Source organism: Campylobacter bilis (assembly GCF_016806695.1).
In the GTDB taxonomy this organism is placed as follows: domain Bacteria; phylum Campylobacterota; class Campylobacteria; order Campylobacterales; family Campylobacteraceae; genus Campylobacter_D; species Campylobacter_D bilis.
On sequence record NZ_WUED01000004.1, the window covers coordinates 68,186 to 85,705 of the forward strand.

The 17,520-nt window shown below is 30.5% G+C and carries 19 protein-coding genes and 1 pseudogene; 16 read left to right on the forward strand and 4 right to left on the reverse strand.

The annotated features are described in order from the left end of the window. Positions 1–2 precede the first annotated feature (2 nt). The 4 genes and pseudogenes from GRQ01_RS02705 (at position 3) to GRQ01_RS02720 (ending at position 3,095) form a co-directional block, all read left to right on the forward strand. Positions 3–1,073 (forward strand): divergent polysaccharide deacetylase family protein, encoded by a 1,071-nt coding sequence (locus tag GRQ01_RS02705; RefSeq protein WP_158334305.1) that lies wholly within the window; start codon positions 3–5, stop codon positions 1,071–1,073. Further along, positions 1,063–1,850, forward strand: a pseudogene (locus GRQ01_RS02710) (DNA-processing protein DprA). The gene GRQ01_RS02705 and the pseudogene GRQ01_RS02710 overlap by 11 nt, the downstream one beginning before the upstream one ends. After that, positions 1,847–2,230, forward strand: a complete 384-nt coding sequence (gene ruvX, locus GRQ01_RS02715) for a Holliday junction resolvase RuvX (RefSeq protein ID WP_158334306.1) — start codon at positions 1,847–1,849, stop codon at positions 2,228–2,230. The pseudogene GRQ01_RS02710 and the gene ruvX overlap by 4 nt, the downstream one beginning before the upstream one ends. 7 nt (positions 2,231–2,237) lie before the next feature. Next, a complete protein-coding gene (locus tag GRQ01_RS02720) occupies positions 2,238–3,095 on the forward strand; it encodes an RsmB/NOP family class I SAM-dependent RNA methyltransferase (protein ID WP_158334373.1) in 858 nt (285 codons plus the stop codon). Positions 3,096–3,269: 174 nt separating this feature from the next. Here the strand turns inward: GRQ01_RS02720 and msrA are convergent, their stop codons facing one another. From msrA to aspS, 4 genes are read right to left on the reverse strand one after another with little or no spacing between them, the layout of a single operon-like run. Continuing rightward, a complete protein-coding gene (msrA, locus tag GRQ01_RS02725; RefSeq protein WP_158334307.1) occupies positions 3,270–3,767 on the reverse strand; it encodes a peptide-methionine (S)-S-oxide reductase MsrA in 498 nt (165 codons plus the stop codon). Between the two features lie 41 nt (positions 3,768–3,808). Beyond that, the gene (gene ppa, locus GRQ01_RS02730; RefSeq protein ID WP_158334308.1) at positions 3,809–4,327 is read right to left on the reverse strand and encodes an inorganic diphosphatase; all 519 of its coding nucleotides are present in this window, start codon (positions 4,325–4,327) and stop codon (positions 3,809–3,811) included. 10 nt (positions 4,328–4,337) lie between these two features. Next, complete coding sequence (locus GRQ01_RS02735) at positions 4,338–4,913, reverse strand: adenylate kinase (protein ID WP_158334309.1); 576 nt, start codon at positions 4,911–4,913, stop codon at positions 4,338–4,340. After that, on the reverse strand, positions 4,910–6,661 hold the full coding sequence (gene aspS / locus GRQ01_RS02740; protein WP_158334310.1) for an aspartate--tRNA ligase: 1,752 nt from the start codon (positions 6,659–6,661) through the stop codon (positions 4,910–4,912). The genes GRQ01_RS02735 and aspS overlap by 4 nt, the downstream gene beginning before the upstream one ends. A 91-nt stretch (positions 6,662–6,752) precedes the next feature. On the opposite strand from aspS, the gene GRQ01_RS02745 reads away from it, so the two are divergent. The 12 genes from GRQ01_RS02745 to mrdA all read left to right on the forward strand — a co-directional run bounded on the left by GRQ01_RS02745 (position 6,753) and on the right by mrdA (position 17,503). Continuing rightward, a complete protein-coding gene (locus GRQ01_RS02745; RefSeq protein WP_158334311.1) occupies positions 6,753–7,613 on the forward strand; it encodes an NAD(+) kinase in 861 nt (286 codons plus the stop codon). Next, on the forward strand, positions 7,613–9,136 hold the full coding sequence (locus GRQ01_RS02750; RefSeq protein ID WP_158334312.1) for an AAA family ATPase: 1,524 nt from the start codon (positions 7,613–7,615) through the stop codon (positions 9,134–9,136). The genes GRQ01_RS02745 and GRQ01_RS02750 overlap by 1 nt, the downstream gene beginning before the upstream one ends. Before the next feature lie 95 nt (positions 9,137–9,231). Next, complete coding sequence (gene cbrR / locus GRQ01_RS02755; protein WP_158334313.1) at positions 9,232–10,473, forward strand: bile resistance response regulator CbrR; 1,242 nt, start codon at positions 9,232–9,234, stop codon at positions 10,471–10,473. Next, positions 10,464–11,282 (forward strand): TatD family hydrolase, encoded by an 819-nt coding sequence (locus tag GRQ01_RS02760; protein WP_158334314.1) that lies wholly within the window; start codon positions 10,464–10,466, stop codon positions 11,280–11,282. Before cbrR ends, GRQ01_RS02760 begins: the two co-directional genes overlap by 10 nt. Then, positions 11,279–12,397 (forward strand): lytic transglycosylase domain-containing protein, encoded by a 1,119-nt coding sequence (locus tag GRQ01_RS02765; protein WP_158334315.1) that lies wholly within the window; start codon positions 11,279–11,281, stop codon positions 12,395–12,397. Before GRQ01_RS02760 ends, GRQ01_RS02765 begins: the two co-directional genes overlap by 4 nt. Then, positions 12,357–13,175 (forward strand): septal ring lytic transglycosylase RlpA family protein, encoded by an 819-nt coding sequence (locus GRQ01_RS02770; protein ID WP_158334316.1) that lies wholly within the window; start codon positions 12,357–12,359, stop codon positions 13,173–13,175. The genes GRQ01_RS02765 and GRQ01_RS02770 overlap by 41 nt, the downstream gene beginning before the upstream one ends. A gap of 1 nt (position 13,176) precedes the next feature. After that, positions 13,177–13,665: an HAD hydrolase family protein gene (locus tag GRQ01_RS02775; protein WP_158334317.1), complete on the forward strand. Its 489-nt coding sequence runs from the start codon at positions 13,177–13,179 to the stop codon at positions 13,663–13,665. Further along, the gene (locus GRQ01_RS02780) at positions 13,656–14,171 is read left to right on the forward strand and encodes an LptA/OstA family protein (RefSeq protein ID WP_158334318.1); all 516 of its coding nucleotides are present in this window, start codon (positions 13,656–13,658) and stop codon (positions 14,169–14,171) included. Before GRQ01_RS02775 ends, GRQ01_RS02780 begins: the two co-directional genes overlap by 10 nt. After that, positions 14,153–14,614, forward strand: coding sequence for an LptA/OstA family protein (locus GRQ01_RS02785; protein WP_203121148.1), 462 nt, complete (start codon positions 14,153–14,155; stop codon positions 14,612–14,614). The genes GRQ01_RS02780 and GRQ01_RS02785 overlap by 19 nt, the downstream gene beginning before the upstream one ends. Further along, the gene (gene yihA, locus GRQ01_RS02790) at positions 14,611–15,207 is read left to right on the forward strand and encodes a ribosome biogenesis GTP-binding protein YihA/YsxC (RefSeq protein WP_158334319.1); all 597 of its coding nucleotides are present in this window, start codon (positions 14,611–14,613) and stop codon (positions 15,205–15,207) included. The genes GRQ01_RS02785 and yihA overlap by 4 nt, the downstream gene beginning before the upstream one ends. Next, a complete protein-coding gene (locus GRQ01_RS02795) occupies positions 15,204–15,698 on the forward strand; it encodes a hypothetical protein (RefSeq protein WP_158334320.1) in 495 nt (164 codons plus the stop codon). The genes yihA and GRQ01_RS02795 overlap by 4 nt, the downstream gene beginning before the upstream one ends. After that, on the forward strand, positions 15,698–17,503 hold the full coding sequence (gene mrdA / locus GRQ01_RS02800) for a penicillin-binding protein 2 (RefSeq protein WP_158334321.1): 1,806 nt from the start codon (positions 15,698–15,700) through the stop codon (positions 17,501–17,503). The genes GRQ01_RS02795 and mrdA overlap by 1 nt, the downstream gene beginning before the upstream one ends. Positions 17,504–17,520 lie beyond the last annotated feature (17 nt).

Genomic DNA, 17,520 nt, shown 5'->3' on the forward strand with positions numbered 1-17,520 from the left:
CATTGTCAAAGAAAAGATTTGTTTTAATTGAACGTTATTTAATTATAATCATACTTGTTTTAGCTTGTATTGCTTTGATTTTGGGAATTTTAATCCAAAAGCAAAATTCCCAAAATGTTTACTTTAAACCTGATTTTATCGATACTATACAAAAAGAAAAACAAGAAAATCTAAATTTTTTAAACACTTATGAAAATGAAGTGGATAATTTTCTTTATAAGGAAAATCAATCCTTTGATAATAATGCATCTGTGAGTGTTTTAGAACAAAGAATTCAAGATTTTAATCTTAGCTTTGAAGAACAAAATTTAAATCCTATTGTAGAGATAAAACAAAATCAAGATTTGATTTTACAAGAGCAAAATCTTACTAATGAACAAAATGCCATTTTGCCAAAAAATCTTCAAATTGCAAGAAAAAATACTTTGCCAAAACTTGCTATTATTATTGATGATATGGCAAATGCAAGCCAGGTTAAGCGTTTAAAAGCTTTGGATTTAAAACTCAATCCTTCGTTTTTTCCTCCAGATAAAAATCATAAAAACACCCCAAAACTTGCTTTAAAATTTGATTTTTATATGGTGCACTTGCCTTTAGCTGCGATTGATTATGATAAGGCTGAGTTAGATACTTTAAATCCTAATGATAGCAAGGAAAGAATTTTTCAAAAAATCAAGCAAATTAAAAAAGATTTTAAAAATCTAAAATATATTAATAACCATACAGGAAGCTTATTTACTAGCAATGAAAAAGCTATGAGAAATCTTTATGAAGCTTTAAAAACTCAAAATATCTTTTTTGTAGATTCTAAAACTACAAGCAATTCTAAAGCAAGTAAGATAGCTCAAGATTTAGGAGAAGTTTATATACAAAGGGATGTTTTTTTAGATAATCAAGATGATGTAGCATATATTAAAAATCAACTTGCATATGCAGTAAAACTCGCACAAAAAAAAGGTTTTGCTTTAGCCATAGCTCATCCTAGAAAAAATACTTTTAAAGCTTTAAAACAAAGCAAAGATTTGTTAAAAAGTGTAGAACTTGTGTATTTGAGTGAGATTTATGGCAAGTGAAATTATAAAGAGTGAGTTTTTAGAATTTTTTAAAGATTTGCAAAAAGTGCCTGAAAAATTATATTATAAAGGAAATTTATCTTTATTAAAACAAGATAAAATCGCTATTATAGGTTCAAGACGCATGAGTGTTTATACGAAAAACTGCGTTTTTTCTTTAGTTACTATGCTTAAGATGCTAATTGTTGTGTGGTAAGTGGGGGTGCTTTAGGAGTGGATATAACTGCAAGTATGGCGGCTATGCCAAATACTATAGCTATTTTTGCTAATGGTTTAGAACAAATTTATCCTAAAACCAATGAAAAAGTTATCAAACAAATTTATAAAAATGCCTTAGCTTTAAGTGAAAATGAGGATAATTATTTGCCCAAAAATTATGATTTTTTGCTTAGAAATCGTTTGATTATTGCTTTAAGCAAAGTCGTTGTTATAACTCAAGCAGATATGCAAAGTGGTTCTATGCAAAGTGCTAGGCTTGCTTTAAAACTCAATAAGCCTTTGTATGTTTCGCCTCAAAGGTTTCATGAAAGTGCAGGAACGAATTGGCTTTTAAAGGAGAATAAAGCTAAGCTTATTTGTGACTTTAGGGATTTTGTGAGTGAGTTTGCTTTTGTTGATAAAAACCAAGTTAATGAAAATCAAGATGAATTTTTAGAATTTTGCAAAAAAGGCGTGAGTGTTGATGAGGCTTTAAAAGTTTATGGTCAAGAGCTTTATAAATATGAACTTGAAGGAAAAATTTCTATTGAAAGACTTTTTATAAGGGTTTTAGTATGAAAGCTTTGGCTTTAGATATAGGTTTAAAACGCATAGGTGTAGCGCTTTGTGTGGATAAAAAAATTGCTTTGCCTTTAGATGCAGTTTTGAGAAAAAATCGCAATCAAGCCGCTAATGAAGTGAAAAATTTGCTTAAAGTATATGAAATTTCTTTGCTTATTGTAGGTATTCCAAAGGGCGGATCTAGTGAAGAGGAGATGACAAGACGTATTAAACATTTTGTATCTTTGCTTGAATTTGAAAAAGAAATTTGTTTTGTTGATGAAAGTGGCACAAGCAAAGAGGCTTTGAAATTGAGTGCGTTTAATACGCGAAAAAAAGATGGGAAATTAGATTCTTTAGCCGCTTTAATTTTAATAAAGGATTATTTTGCTCTCTAAAATCAAAATGCTGTATACTCAAGATGAATTTGAAAGTCTTTTGTTTTCTTTTGAAAAAGAAAAGAATGTTTGTGTTTTTTTAAACACTTTAAATTCTAATGCCCAAGCTTTAGAATATGAGTTTTTAAAACAAGGCTTAAAGTTTCGTAAAATGAATGCTTATTGTTATTTGTTCGAGGCTAAGGATAAAAAAATTTTAAGTTCTATGAAGGCTTTTAATGAATATAAATTTTATATACAAAATTATGCATCTTATTTGTGTGCTTTAAATTTAGAGGTTAAACCTGGTCAAAGTGTGCTTGATATGTGTGCTGCACCTGGTGGAAAAAGCATCAATCTTGCTAATTTTATGCAAAATACGGGTTATTTAGCTTGCAATGAGATAAACAAAGAGAGATTTTTTATCTTACAAAAAAATCTTAGAAATTATGGAGTAAATGCGAAGGTTTATAATAAAGATGGTAAAAATATTGGCAATTTATGTCCTTTAAAATTTGATAAAATTTTACTTGATGCGCCTTGTTCAACCCTGTCTAAGATGGGTTTTAAACTAGAAAAAAGTTATAAAGAAATAAAAAATCTTGCCAAAATACAAAAAAAGCTTTTACATTCTGCATTAAAGGCGTTAAAAATAGGTGGTGAACTTGTATATAGCACTTGTACTTTTAGCAAAGAAGAAAATGAAGAAGTGATAGAAAATGCATTAAAAAGCCAGTTTAAAATAGAACTTTTAGAAATCAAGCTAGAAAATGCTAAGGCCAAAGAAGCACAAAGTAAGATGAGTGAAATTGCAAAATGTAAGCGTATCTTACCTAGCTTAGATTATGATGGATTTTTTATAGCTAAGCTTAGAAAATTAGGTTAAGTTTAGAATTTATTCACATTAAAAACCAAATTCATAAAAAAACTTAAAAAACAATAAATATTTTTTTAACCATTTTAAAGCTTAAAGTTCCATTTTTAGCCTTTTTAAGAAGAAAATCACAGCGTGAAAAGGCTGTGAATAAAGTATGATTTTTTTCTAAACTTAAACAATAAATCAATTTTGTCGTATTTTTGCTATTTTAGGAGCAATAACACTTTGGCAATATCCTTGATGGGGATTTTTTATAAAATAATGTTGATGATAATCTTCGGCTTTAGAATAGGTTGTTAGTTTACAAACTTGAGTGAGTATGGGTTTATCAAAAGTTTTTTGCTGTTCTTTGATGAAATTGTTAATCACTTGTTTATCTTCTTCATTTTCATAAAAAATCACTGAACGATATTGTATGCCCACATCTGCACCTTGTTTATCTTGGCTTGTTGGATCGTGTATTTTGAAAAAAAGTGTTAGGATTTCAATAAGCGAGATTTGGTTTTGATCATAGCTAAGTTTTACAACCTCTATATTTCCATCACCTTTGCAAACGCTTTCATAAGTAGGATTTATTTTACCGCCGCTATAGGCTGCTTCTGTATGGATTATACCTTTGATTTGTTCTAATGCAGCTTGAATACACCAAAAACATCCCCCGCCTAAAATGATGCTTTTCATAAGTTTTCCTTAGAGTTTTAGCCTTATTTAAGGCTAAAGATTTATTTGTAGTTTTTAATTGCTTTTTCTAAGATTTCAATCGCTGCTTTTTCATCTTTGAAATCTTGCACTTTTACCCATTTATTAGGTTCTAAAATTTTATAGGTTTCAAAGAAATTTTTTATTTTATTTAAAGTTGCTTGGTTTAAATCTGTATAAGTTTTAATATTATCATACCTTGCATCGATTTTAGAATGAGGTAGAGCGAGTAATTTTTCATCCATCCCGCTTTCATCTTCCATGATTAAAACTCCTATTAAACGGCAAGGAATGATAGCACCTGCTTGAATAGGGTATTCATTAAGAACTAAAATATCTAAAGGATCACCATCATCAGCTAAAGTATTAGGGATAAAACCATAATTTGCAGGATAAAACATCGCACTAGCTATAACGCGATCTACCATGATAGTGCCGCTATCTTTATCAATTTCGTATTTTATATTTGATCCATATGGAATTTCAATGATGGCATTGATTTTATTTGGAATTTCTCCGATTTTGATTTTACTTAAGTCCATTTTCTCTCCTTTATATGCTTTGATTTTTTTTTATCAAGTCTTTCATATCTGCGACAATAGATTCAATCGTGCGTTCTCCATCTATAATGAAATGAAGCTTTTTCTTTTGGTAAAAGGCTAAAATTTCATTTAAAGGTTCTGTGTAGACTTTCATTCTATTATAAAACACTTCTTCATTATCATCCATCCCACGATTTCTGCCTAAAACACGTTCTTTTGCTACTTCTTCGCTTACCCTTACTTCAATGACTCCTTTAAGACAGATTTTATTTTGCTTGCTTAAAACCTTGTCTAATTCTATCATTTGTTCTACACTTCTTGGATAGCCATCAATGATAACAGTTTTGCTAGGAGTGGCTTTAAGGACTGAAATTATGGTATTAATAACTATATCTAAAGGTACTAGATTGCCTTTAGAAATGAAGCTATCTATGGTTTTTCCAAGTTCGCTTGCCTTTGCTACTTCAGCCCTTAAAAGATCGCCTGTTGAGTAATGGGTAATGTTTGCATCTGCTTGAGCAATTAAATTTGCATCAGTAGTTTTTCCGCTACCTGGTGCGCCTATGATTAAAAATAATTCTTTCATTTTATATTCTCCCTTAATTTAATTCCTAGTTCTCTCATAGCCTCATTACTTGCAGTTGAAGGTGCATCTGTCATTAAGCATTGGGCTTTTTGAGTTTTAGGGAAGGCTATGACTTCTTTAATACTGTTTGCACCACTTACTAGCATGATAAGCCTATCAAGACCTATGGCTATACCTCCGTGTGGCGGAGCACCAAAACTTAGCGCATCAAGCAGGAAGCCGAATTTTTCTTTTTGTTCTTCTTCATCAATGCCTAGAAGTTTAAATACTTTTTGCTGGATTTCGTTTTTATGGATTCTTATGCTTCCACCTCCAAGTTCAACCCCATTAAGTACAATATCATAGGCAATGGATGAAATTTCTTCTAAATCATTTGTATCGATATTTTTTGGCATGGTGAAAGGATGATGCATAGCATGATAGCTTCCATCGTCGTTTTGTTCAAACATAGGAAAATCGACTATCCATACAAATTTTAAAACATTAGGATCTATAAGCTTGAGTTCTTGAGCTAGAAAAACCCTAAATCTTCCCATATAATCTAACACGGTTTTTTTACTTCCTGCACCGAAAAATACCACATCTCCAAGTTCAAGTTCACAGCGTTTGCTTAGTTGTTTAAGATCTTCTTCGTTAAAGAATTTGCAAAGCGGGCCTTTAAGCCCATCTTCTTTAACTTGTATGAAAGCGAGACCTTGAGCACCGAATTTACGCACAAATTCTTCAAATCTTTGCATTTGTCTTTTTGAAAAGATGGTATCGCCTTTTGGAACACGTAAGGCTTTAATGCGATTTTTCTTTGTATCTTTGGCAATATTTGCAAAAATTTCATTATTGGATTTAGCAAAAATGTCTATGACATTAATTAGTTTAAGATCAAATCTTAAATCAGGTTTATCTGAACCATAATTTTCCATGGCGTCTTTGTACTGCATTTGAGGTAAAGGAGTTTGGATTTCTTTGCCGCAAGCTTTAAAAATATCTTTTAAAAAGTTCTCTGCTACTTCTATAATGTCTTTTTGTTCACAAAAACTCATTTCTACATCAATTTGTGTAAATTCAGGTTGGCGATCAGATCTTAAATCTTCATCCCTGAAACATTTTGCAATTTGAAAATAGCGATCAAAACCACTGCACATTAAAAGTTGTTTGAAAAGTTGAGGGCTTTGAGGAAGAGCGTAAAATTCGCCTTGGTGCACACGAGATGGGACAAGATAATCTCTTGCACCTTCAGGAGTGGCTTTGGTAAGAATAGGGGTTTCAACCTCCAAAAAACCCATGTTGGCTAAAGAATTTCTAGCGGCTATACAAGCTTTAGAACGCAAGGCAAAATTAGCATAAAGTTTAGGATTTCTTAAGTCTAAAAAGCGGTATTTTAAGCGTAATTCTTCATTCACGCTTTCATCCCCGATGCCAAAAGGAGGCACAGAGCTTTCATTTTCTATATTGAGTTTGGAAACAACAACTTCAATTTCTCCTGTTTTTAATTTAGGATTTATCAAACCTTCTCCACGTGGACGGACTACTCCTTGTGCGATTAAAACAAATTCATTTCTTGCATTAGAGGCAATTTGATGAGCTTCTTTACTATCATTAGGATCACAAACTAGTTGAATGATCCCGCTTCTGTCTCTTAAATCTATAAAAATAACTCCACCATGATCGCGGTAGCTATTTACCCAACCGCAAAGTTTAACGTTTTGACCTACATGGGAAATTCCCAAGTCTGTATTATAATGACTTCGCAAATTTATTCCTTGAAAAATGATTTTTTTAAGATAAAATGAAAATTATAGTATTTTTATTCTTTTGCTTTGCTAAGATTTGATATAATTTTGTATGCAAAATAAAATCGATTATAAAAATATTAAAAAAATTGGCCTTGTTGCACGCACTCATTCTAGTTTAGATAAAGAAATTTTAAAACTTGAGGCAATTTTAAATGCATATGGCGTAGAGCTTGTATTATTTAAAGAAAGTTCTAAACTTTTAAATTTAGCAAAATATACGCTTGATGATTTGTTTAAAATATCTGATTTTATCATTTCTTTAGGGGGCGATGGAACTTTGATTTCTTTGTGTCGTAAGGCTTGTGAGTATGATAAGGCTGTTTTAGGAATTCATGCAGGGCATTTGGGTTTTTTAACAGATTTTAAGGTAGATGAAGCAGAGAATTTTTTTAAAGCATTTTTTCAAGGCGATTTTAGAATAGAAAAGCCTTATTTATTAAGCGTTTGTTTGACAAATAAACAAGGAGAGATTTTAGAAAAATTAGCCTTTAATGATGTAGTTATCACTAAAGATAATAAAGCTTCTATGGCTCATATAGAAGTTTTTAGAAAGGCCAAAAAATTTAACGAGTATTTTGGTGATGGGCTTATAGTAGCAACTCCAGCAGGTTCAACAGCTTATAATTTAAGCGCTAATGGTCCTATAGTTTATACTTTGGCCCAAGCTTTTATTTTAACACCTGTTTGTTCGCATTCTTTAACCCAGCGTCCTATTGTTTTGCCTAAGGGTTTTGAAATAGAAATCATGGCAAAAGATTGTTTGCTTTGTATTGATGGGCAAGAAAATTATAAAATGAATGATTTTATAAATGTAAAAGTGGGTTTAAGCGATAAAAATGTCGCTTTAATCCATCCTAAGAATAGAGATTATTTTCAGATTTTAAAAGAAAAATTACATTGGGGAAATTGATGATTGGTAAAATTGTAATGAAAAACAATCTTAGTTTTAAGAAGGCTGAACTTGACATTTCAAAAGGACTTACAGTTTTCACAGGGCTTAGCGGTGCAGGAAAGTCAGTTTTGTTCAAAGGAATTTTATCAGCGTTTTGTTTGTGTGAGAGTGAAGCAAAATCAGTTGAAATTCAAGTGGATGATAAATTAGATTTAGAGAATTTTGGTATAGAAAGTGAAGAAGAAAATGTATTTAAACTTTTAAAAGAAAAAAGTACGAAGTATTTTATCAATAATCAAAGCATAGCCAAAAAAAGTTTGCAAAATTTAAGTAAAAGTTTCATTAAGTATTTAAGTGCTAAGGAAAATAATGAATTTAGTAATGAAAAATTTTTAAATCTTTTAGATGCTTTAGAAATACAAAAAAATGCGGAATTTTCTTCTTTTTTGCAAGAATTTAAGAAAGATTTTGAAGAATATACTCAGAATTTTCATGCATTAAATGTGATTTTAGAGGAAGAAAAAAAAGTAGAAGAATTAAAAGAACTTGCTAAAATGCAAATTGAAAAAATTTCGAGTATTAATCCTAAAATAGGAGAATACGAAGAGCTTTTAGTACTTAAAAAAAGGCTTTCTAAAAAGGATAAATTAACACAAGCTTGGGCTAAGGCAGAGGGTGTTTTTGACTTTGAAAAAGTTGTGATAGAAGCTTTAAATTTAAGCGAAGTGGATGCAAGCTTTTTTAGCGAGTGTTTTAATGAGCTGCGTATGATTTGCGAGAATCAAAAAATGCAAGATTATGATTTTGATATCGAAACGCTTTTAGATCGCATTGAAAATTTATCTTATCTTATGAAGCGTTATGAAAGTATAGAAAATGCTTTGGAGGTTTTAAAACAAAAAAAACAAGAATTAGAGCATTATGAAAATTTAAGTTTTGAAAAAAAAGAGCTTGAAAAAAAAGTCAAAGAATCACAACAAAGATTAATGCAAAAAGCTAAAAAACTCACTCAAACAAGGGAACAAAATCTTCAAACATTGCAAAATTATTTAAATGATTATCTGCAAAATCTTTATATGAAAGATGCCCTTTTAACACTCAAAGAAAATGAAAAAATTTCAGCTTTAGGTAAAGATGAGTTAGTCTTAGATATTAACTTGGCTAATCTTAAGCATTTAAGTTCAGGGGAATTAAACCGTTTAAGGCTTGCTTTTATAGCTACAGAATGCAAAATTTTAAATGAAGGTAAGGGCGTGTTGTTTTTGGATGAAATTGATGCTAATTTAAGCGGAAAAGAGGCTATGAGTATAGCAAAGATTTTACTTGAACTTTCTGAATTTTATCAGATTTTTGCTATTTCACATTTGCCTCAACTTTCCTCTAAGGCACATAATCATTTTTTAGTTGAAAAAAAGGATGAAGAAAGTATAGTAAGAAAGCTTGATAAGGATCAAAGGGTTAAAGAGCTTGCTAGAATGGTAAGTGGGGAGCTTGTTAGCGATGAAGCGCTTGAATTTGCTAAAACTTTATTGAAGAGTTAAGCGGATTTTTCATTTTGCTATGTTAGAATCAAAGGCTATAAGATTTTCTTTCTTTATAATGTAATAAATTTCAGTATAAAGGTATTTTGTGTGCTATGAATAAAAAAATTTTAATTATTGATGATAATGAAATGCTGGGCAAGCTTTTAGCTAAAAAAATTCAGATGAGTTTAAATTATGAAGTGGATATTGCTTTTAATTTTGCAAAGGCTAAACAATTGCTAGAGAATGATTATTTTTTAGTTTTTGCGGATTTGTGTTTATTAGATGCGCCTAATGGTGAAGTGGTTGATTATGTGATTAAAAAGCAAATTCCTGTGATAGTATTAACAGCTAGTGGTGATAAAGCTACCAAAGAAAAGTTTATGGATAAAGATATATTAGATTATATTTTTAAAGAAAGTCAAACTTGTGTGGATGATATTTTAAATGCTATTATAAAACTTGATCGCTATGCTAAAACTAAAGTGATTTTAGCTATGAGTAATCTATCTGAACGCAACGAAATTAAAAAACTACTCCTTCAAAGACAATTTCATGTTTTAGCTGCTGCACACGGGGAAGAAGCTATGAGTTATTTAAATGATAATAATGATGTTAAGCTTATTATTGCTGATGCTAATATGCCTGTGATTAATGGTTTTGAGCTTTTAAATCAAGTAAGAGAACGTTTTGGTGATGATGAATTAGGTGTGATTATTTTAGCACAACATAAGGATGATTTTGAAGTTGATTGTTTTAAAAAGGGCGTTAATGAATATTTATTAAAACCTTTAAGTAAGGCTGGTTTTAACTGTCGATTGGATCGCTGTTTATCCTGTATGGAGGATAAAAAAATTCTAAATACTTATAATACTTTAGATCCTGTTTGTAGGATTAAAAATCATAATGCTTTAATGCAAGGCATTGAAGATTATTTTAGCGAAATAGATCCAAAAGAAGAATTTGCCTTTGCTTTTTTAGACATAGATAATCTTGAAAGTATTAATGATGAATATGGTTATCAAGTGGGTGATGAGGTGATTAAAATATGCGCTAATGAAATTGTTAATGAGATTAAAGGACGTGATCTTGTAGGCAGATATAGTGCACAAAAGATTTGTATTTTGCTTAAAAATATCTCTCAAGAAAAGGCGATTAAAATTTTTTCGCGTATACGTGTAAATATCAAAAAAGCCGGAGTTTTGGTCAATGTAGATGAGATATTTTTTACTGTTTGTATAGGTGTAGTTTTTGCAAAGAGTGGGGATAAATTAGACAATTTGGTTGCTAAAGCAAGTAAGATATTGTCCCAAGCGAAGAATAATGGTAAAGATAGGGTTGAAATATGTTCTTAAATTGTGATTTTAAAGAGGGTTATAAGATTATTGATACGCATTGTCATTTAGATAGTGAAGTATTTAAAGAAGATTTAGATGAGGTTGTAAATCGTGCTTTTAAAAACGGTGTGGAAAAAATCATCATACCAGGTGCTGATATGAAAGATTTACCTTATGCAAGGCAGATTGCACATAAATATGAAAGGATTTTTTTTGCAGCCGGAGTGCATCCTTATGAGATTGAAAATTATGATGAAGCAATTTTAAAGCAATACTTGCATGATGAAAAATGCGTGGCTGTAGGTGAATGCGGACTTGATTATTTTCGTTTTAAAAGTGAGTTGGCAGAAGAAATTGAAAAAGAAAAAGAAGAACAAAAAAAGATTTTTAAAGCTCAACTTGAACTTGCTATAGAATTTAAAAAGCCTGTTATTATCCATTCTAGAGAAGCAAATCAGGATACTTATGAAATTTTACATCATTATGCTAAAGATCTTGTAGGAGGGGTTTTGCATTGTTTTAATGCGAGTGAGCATTTATTGCGTCTTAGTCAAGAGGGATTTTATTTTGGTATTGGTGGGGTTTTGACCTTTAAAAATGCTAAAAAATTGCTTGCTATTTTGCCTCAAATTCCTAAAGAAAAATTATTGCTTGAAACAGACGCGCCTTATTTAACCCCAGAGCCTTATCGTGGTAAAAGAAATGAGCCTGTTTTAACTCAATTTGTAGCTGATAAAATGTGTGAAGTTTTGGATTTGCCAAAAAAAGAGCTTTTAGAACTTTGCTTTGCTAATTCTCAAAAATTATTTTTCAAAGGCAGTGCATGAAAAAAATTGCCTTGTGTTTTTTTGCTTTTTGTGCTTTGCTTTTTGCACAGATTAATACGCCTGAATTTTATGAAAGACAAATGAATGTTTTAAGGAATTTAGATATTGATCCAAGCTTCATAAGAGATTTGGTTTTTGTGCAAACTCAACAGGATTTAAAATCAAAACATACTCAAAGCTTAATAGATGGCATACAAAAATTTTCAGAAGTTTCACTCATGATAAGGAAAATTTTAATCCAAGAAGATCTTCCTGAAGAAATTTTGTATTTGGCTATGGTTGAATCAGGTTTGAAAACTCACAGTGTTTCTAATGCTAAAGCGGTTGGGGTTTGGCAATTGATGCAGTCAACGGCTAAGAATTTAGGCTTAAGGATTGATGCTTATGTGGATGAAAGACGTGATCCTGTGAAATCAACTTATGCTGCCATTAATTACTTAAAAGATTTAAAAGAAGAATTTGGCAAATGGTATTTGGCTTTTTTAGCTTATAATTGCGGTAATACTAAATTAAGACAAGCTATTAAACAAGCAAAAAGCGATGATTTAAGTGTTTTACTTGATCCTCATAAAAAATATCTTGCTTTAGAAACTAGAAATTTTATAAGAAAGATTTTAACTTTTGCTTTTTTGGCTAATGATAGGGATTTTTTATTAGGCAAAAATGCTTCTTTGATTAATTATACTTTAAGCAATGAATTCATAAAGGTTGATGTGCCTTCTTCGGTATCTTTAAAAGAAATAGCAAAGAATTTAAATATGGATTTTGCAATTTTTAAAAAATACAATCCCCAATTTAAACATAATTTCACACCGCCAGGCAAAGGTTATTATATATATATACCTTTAAATAAAGTGGCGTTTTTTAATAAAAATTTTAAGGCAGAAAAACTTGCTAAGGTCGATACAAGTATACCTATGACAAAGGTTTATATAGTAAAATCGGGAGATTCTTTATATAAAATTGCTAAGCTTTATAATACAGACTTAGATGAAATTCGCCAATTAAATAAAATTACAAAAAATCATCTTAATGTAAATCAAAAACTACTTATACCAATCAAGGAGAATAAAAATGCAAAGAAAAATCATTATACTCAAGTTGTTAGTCGTTAGTTTAACAGGGTTGATTTTTGGCGGTTGTTTTAGTACGGGTCTGTTTTCTAGTGGGAAGAATGTTAAGGTGTATTATCCTTCTAATGATTTTAAAAGCAGTCCTAGTTCTTCAGGTTCTAAAGGAACCATGAAGCCTTATACTATTAATGGTAAAACTTATTATCCTACAGTAGTAGAAGTGGGCGAAACTGCTGATGGGATTGCTAGTTGGTATGGGCCAGGATTTCATGGTAAAAAGACTTCTAATGGGGAGATTTATGATCAAAATGGTCTTACTGCGGCACATAAAACTTTGCCTATGAATACTATTTTAAAAGTGACTAATTTAAATAATAATCGTCAAGTTACTGTGCGCGTTAATGATAGAGGGCCTTTTGTAAATAATCGTATCATTGATTTATCAAAAGGAGCAGCAAGTGAAATTGATATGGTTGCTTCAGGAACAGCACCTGTGAGACTTGAAGTTATAGGTTTTGGTTCTAGTAAAACAGGTAATATTGTGCATTCTAATGTAAATTATGGTGGTAAAGGTGAGATTGCAAATAATGGGCAAAGCTATGAAGGGGGAAATTTCATGGTGCAAATTGGTGCTTTTAAAAACCCAGAAGGGGCAAAGATTATAGCTGCTAGATATAAAACTTATAGAATTTATAGTTCTACTGTGCGTAAGACAGATGGTTTAAATCGTGTTTTTTTAACAGGATTTAGAAGTGAGGATGAGGCAAGAGATTTTGCTGCAAGCGGGACATTTGCGGGTGCTTTTGTTGTAAGAGAATAAAATGATAGAATTGATTTTTTTAGATGTGGATGGCTGCTTAACAGATGGCAAGATTATTTATACTTCAAATGGGGAGTGGATTAAGAAATTTAATGTTAAAGATGGTGCGGCTATTGAAGCTTGGTTAAAACTTGGGAAAAAGATTGCTGTTATTACGGGTAGGACTTGTCCTTGCGTCGAAAAAAGAATGAAAGATCTTAAAATAGAAATTTTGTATCAAGGGGTAAAAGATAAACTTTCTTGTGCTAAAGGAATTTTAGAAAAATTGGATTTAGATTTTTCTCAATGTGCAGCTATTGGAGATTATTTCAATGATAAGGCTTTGCTTGAAAAAGTAGGGCTTAGCTTTAAACCCAAAGATGGTCATAAGGATTTAAAAGTACATAGGGTGCTTGATCAAAAAGGTGGTCAAGGTGCCATAGCTCAGATGATAGAAATAATAGTGGAAAAAAATTATTTAAAAGAAGAATGGGATAGGCTTTGGCTATAAAGATTTTTGGGATTTTAATCGCTCTTTTTATGATTACTTTTACAATTTTAAGTTTGCAAGATCCCTATTCTTTAAATTTACAAACTCATGCTTTAAATTTTAAAAATATTGAAGCTAAGAATTTAAGAGCTTATGAGAGTAATATTAGTGTGATTAAAGCTTATTATGAAGCCGATTCTTGGGTGAGGTATGCTAATAAAGATGAATTTTATGGTTTTATTAATTCTAATTTAGATTTTAATCTTAGCGCTAATCGTTTAGAATTTTTTAATAAAGATACTAATAAAGTTTTGCTTGAAGGAAATGTTAGCTATGCAGACATCCATGATGTAAAAATCACTTCTGAAGAAGTCGAGTACGAACCTAAAAGCAAAATTTTACAAACTCATACTGATTTTAAAGCTTTAATCAATGCAAATATTGTTAAAGGAAATATTTTAAATTATGATATGAAGAATAAGATTTTAAATATCCAAGGAGTAAATGCGTGGTTGGAAGAAAAATAGTCTTGTTTTTAACTTGCGTGAGTGTAGCTATAGCCACACAAGTTGAAATAAAAGCTTTGAATTTTTATTCTGATGAAAACAAAGGCGAGAGTATACTCAGTGGAAATGTAGAAGTAACTAGAGGCAGTGATATTTTAAATTCTGAAAAATTAATCATTTATACTGATAAAAATCGCAAACCTATACGCTATGAAGCTATGCAAAATGCTAGATTTAAGGTTGTTTTAAAGGGTAAAATTTATAAAGGAAGTGGGGATAAGTTTATTTATAATGTTCTTGAAGATACTTATGAAATTAAGGGTCATGCTTATATAAATGAACTTAAAAGCAATCAAAAGCTTTTTGGTGATAGGATAGTAATAAACCGAAAAGCTAATGTTTATCGTGTAGAGAGTAAGGATAAAAAGCCTGCTCGTTTTGTGTTTGATTTAAAAGATCAATGATAATCAACGCTAAATTTATCACCTCTTTAGTAAAATTTGATGAGAATTGGGTATCAAATAGTAGTGAGGTAGCCTTTTTAGGGCGTTCTAATGTGGGTAAAAGTTCATTGATTAATGCTTTATGCAAGCAAAAACAATTGGCCAAAAGTTCTGCAACTCCAGGAAAAACTCAACTTATTAATGTTTTTGAAGTATTATGCAGTAATGATAGAGAAAAATTCAATATCAATTTTATCGATCTGCCTGGTTTTGGATATGCAAAAGTTTCAAAAAATTTAAAACAAATATGGAATCGTAATTTAGATGAGTTTTTAAAACTTAGAACTTCGATTAAATTATTTATCCATTTAATCGATTCTAGACATACTCATTTAGAGATTGATAAGAATGTAAGTGTTTATTTGCAGAGTTTTTTAAGATCTGATCAAAAAGTACTTAAAGTTTTTACTAAGTGTGATAAATTAAACCAAAGCCAAAAGACTAAATTAAAAAATGAATTTCAAGAAGCTATTTTGATTTCGAATTTAAATAAAATAGGTCTTGATTTTTTAGAAAATGTGATCATTGAACAAACTTTAGGTTTTAATAAATGAAAAGAAATGCAAGTGTTTATAAGACAAGATTTAATGGTAATTATATTGCTTTAGGATTATTTTTTATTATTTATCAAATTCTTGGATCGATTTTTATATACGCACCTTTACTTTATGGGATTTTTTTTTGTTATATGTTTTGTTTACTAGAAGAAAGGGAGAGGAATTTTTCTAAATTTGATTTTAGATGGTATTTTTCTTTGTTTTTTTTATTTTTTACTGATGTTACTTATAATTTTGGGGTTTTTTCATCGTGGTTTGCTTTTTTTGTTTTTTATTATCTTTGTGCTGATTGGATTAAAACAAATTTAAAAATAGGCAAATTCATTCCTGTGGTTTTTGTGCTTTGTACTTATGCTATTATTTTGTTATTAAATATTATATTTTCTTATCTTGAAGATGAAAAAATTAATATTTTAGGATGGGTTTATTTTGTTTCAGTATTTATAGAATGTTGTTTAGCTTATGTGTTGTTTAAGGATAAGATTTAATGAGAATGCGTTTAGTTGTGGGCTTTATATTGTTGTTTTTTATATTTTTATTAAGCCGTGTGTATTATTTGAGTATAAAATCAAATGTATATTATGAAGAACTTGCAAAGCAAAATGCTATAAAAACTGAATTTTTAGTGCCTGTTAGAGGCCAGATTATGGATAGAAATGGGACTTTATTGGCTATTAATGATTTAGGTTTTAGTATTTCTCTTGAGCCTTATTTAAGTATTAAAAAATCTAAAAAGGGAATTTTAGAAGAAGAACTATCAAAACTTGAACTTTTATTTCCTGATTTAAATGCTAAAAAATTAGCCGATATTTACAAAAAAAACGATTCTTATTACAATCAAGATTTTATTAAGGTTGTAGATTTTGTGCCTTATGATGCAATAATTCCTCATTATTCTGAATTAAATCTTAATAAAATTATCAAAATAGATCCTGTAGTGAAAAGAAAATATCCTTTTGGCAAATTAGCTTCTCATATTATTGGTTATGTGGGTAAGGCAAATTTGCAAGATATCCAAGAAAATGAGATTGCAAAGCTTGCAAATTATACAGGCAAAAGTGGTATAGAGCGTTATTATAATGACGTTTTGCAAGGTGAAAAAGGAAGTAGGGTTTATAAAGCAAATGCTTTAAATCAAGAAGTTGAACAGCTTTCTTATAGTGCGCCTACATCTAGTGATATACAATTAAGCATTGATATAGAGCTTCAATCTTATTTAACTGCATTATTTGAAGACAATGCAGGAGCGGCTATAATCATGGATATAAATGATGGAGCTATTTTGGCTGCTGGAAGTTATCCTGAATATGATCTTAATCCTTTTGTGACAGGAATTTCTTTTAAAGATTGGGATGAGCTTTCAAACAATCTTGATCATCCTTTTACTAATAAGCTTATTAATGGCTATTATCCTCCAGGTTCTGTGGTAAAAATGGGTGTGGGGCTATCTTTTTTAAATTCAAAAAGCATTAGTCCAGCCACTCAATATTTTTGTAATGGCAGTATCGAACTTGGAGGCAGGCTTTTTAGATGTTGGAACCGATCAGGGCATGGTTTTGTGGATTTAAAGCATGCTATAAAATATAGTTGTGATGTTTATTTTTATAATGGAAGCTTGCAAGTTGGAATCGATCAGATTAATGAGACTTTATCTCGTATTGGTTTTGGGGTAAAAACAGGGGTGGATTTACCTAATGAATTTGTGGGTACTTTGCCTGGTAGAGAATGGAAAATGCAAAGATACAGACAAGCTTGGTTTCAAGGTGATACTTTAAACACTGCTATAGGGCAGGGGAATTTTCTTGCAACACCTATGCAAATTGCTAGATATACTGCACAAATTGCAAAAGGCGAAGAAGTAGTGCCCCATTTTTTAAAAAGTATAGAAAATAATAATACAAAAATAAAAGATCAAATAAATACAAATAAGAAAGAAATTTTTACCTTGCCTGAAAAAACCCAATTACCTTACATAAGGGATGCGATGTATGCGGTGGCTAATGAGCAAGGAGGAACTTCTTATCGTTATTTGCATAATCTTAATGTAAAAATTGCTGCAAAAACAGGCACAGCACAGGTGGTGGGCTTTTCTCAAACGGATAAAAATAGGGTAGATGAAAAACAATTACAATACTATACAAGATCGCATACTTGGGTTACTTCTTATGCGCCTTATTCTAAACCACGTTATGTTGTCACTGTGTTAGTCGAACATGGAGGAAGAACCATAAGTTCAGGTGCTACTATAGCAAAAATTTACCAAAAAATGATGGAACTTGGATATTTTAAATAAGTAAAGTTTTAAAGAAC

Bases quoted from the DNA above. Each gene is read 5' to 3' on its own strand.
- ruvX (WP_158334306.1), top strand. From the start codon at position 1,847: ATGAAAGCTTTGGCTTTAGATATAGGTTTAAAACGCATAGGTGTAGCG.
- GRQ01_RS02720 (WP_158334373.1), top strand. From the start codon at position 2,238: ATGCTGTATACTCAAGATGAATTTGAAAGTCTTTTGTTTTCTTTTGAA.
- msrA (WP_158334307.1), bottom strand. From the start codon at position 3,767: ATGAAAAGCATCATTTTAGGCGGGGGATGTTTTTGGTGTATTCAAGCT.
- ppa (WP_158334308.1), bottom strand. From the start codon at position 4,327: ATGGACTTAAGTAAAATCAAAATCGGAGAAATTCCAAATAAAATCAAT.
- GRQ01_RS02735 (WP_158334309.1), bottom strand. From the start codon at position 4,913: ATGAAAGAATTATTTTTAATCATAGGCGCACCAGGTAGCGGAAAAACT.
- GRQ01_RS02745 (WP_158334311.1), top strand. From the start codon at position 6,753: ATGCAAAATAAAATCGATTATAAAAATATTAAAAAAATTGGCCTTGTT.
- GRQ01_RS02750 (WP_158334312.1), top strand. From the start codon at position 7,613: ATGATTGGTAAAATTGTAATGAAAAACAATCTTAGTTTTAAGAAGGCT.
- cbrR (WP_158334313.1), top strand. From the start codon at position 9,232: ATGAATAAAAAAATTTTAATTATTGATGATAATGAAATGCTGGGCAAG.
- GRQ01_RS02760 (WP_158334314.1), top strand. From the start codon at position 10,464: ATGTTCTTAAATTGTGATTTTAAAGAGGGTTATAAGATTATTGATACG.
- GRQ01_RS02765 (WP_158334315.1), top strand. From the start codon at position 11,279: ATGAAAAAAATTGCCTTGTGTTTTTTTGCTTTTTGTGCTTTGCTTTTT.
- GRQ01_RS02770 (WP_158334316.1), top strand. From the start codon at position 12,357: ATGCAAAGAAAAATCATTATACTCAAGTTGTTAGTCGTTAGTTTAACA.
- GRQ01_RS02775 (WP_158334317.1), top strand. From the start codon at position 13,177: ATGATAGAATTGATTTTTTTAGATGTGGATGGCTGCTTAACAGATGGC.
- yihA (WP_158334319.1), top strand. From the start codon at position 14,611: ATGATAATCAACGCTAAATTTATCACCTCTTTAGTAAAATTTGATGAG.
- GRQ01_RS02795 (WP_158334320.1), top strand. From the start codon at position 15,204: ATGAAAAGAAATGCAAGTGTTTATAAGACAAGATTTAATGGTAATTAT.
- mrdA (WP_158334321.1), top strand. From the start codon at position 15,698: ATGAGAATGCGTTTAGTTGTGGGCTTTATATTGTTGTTTTTTATATTT.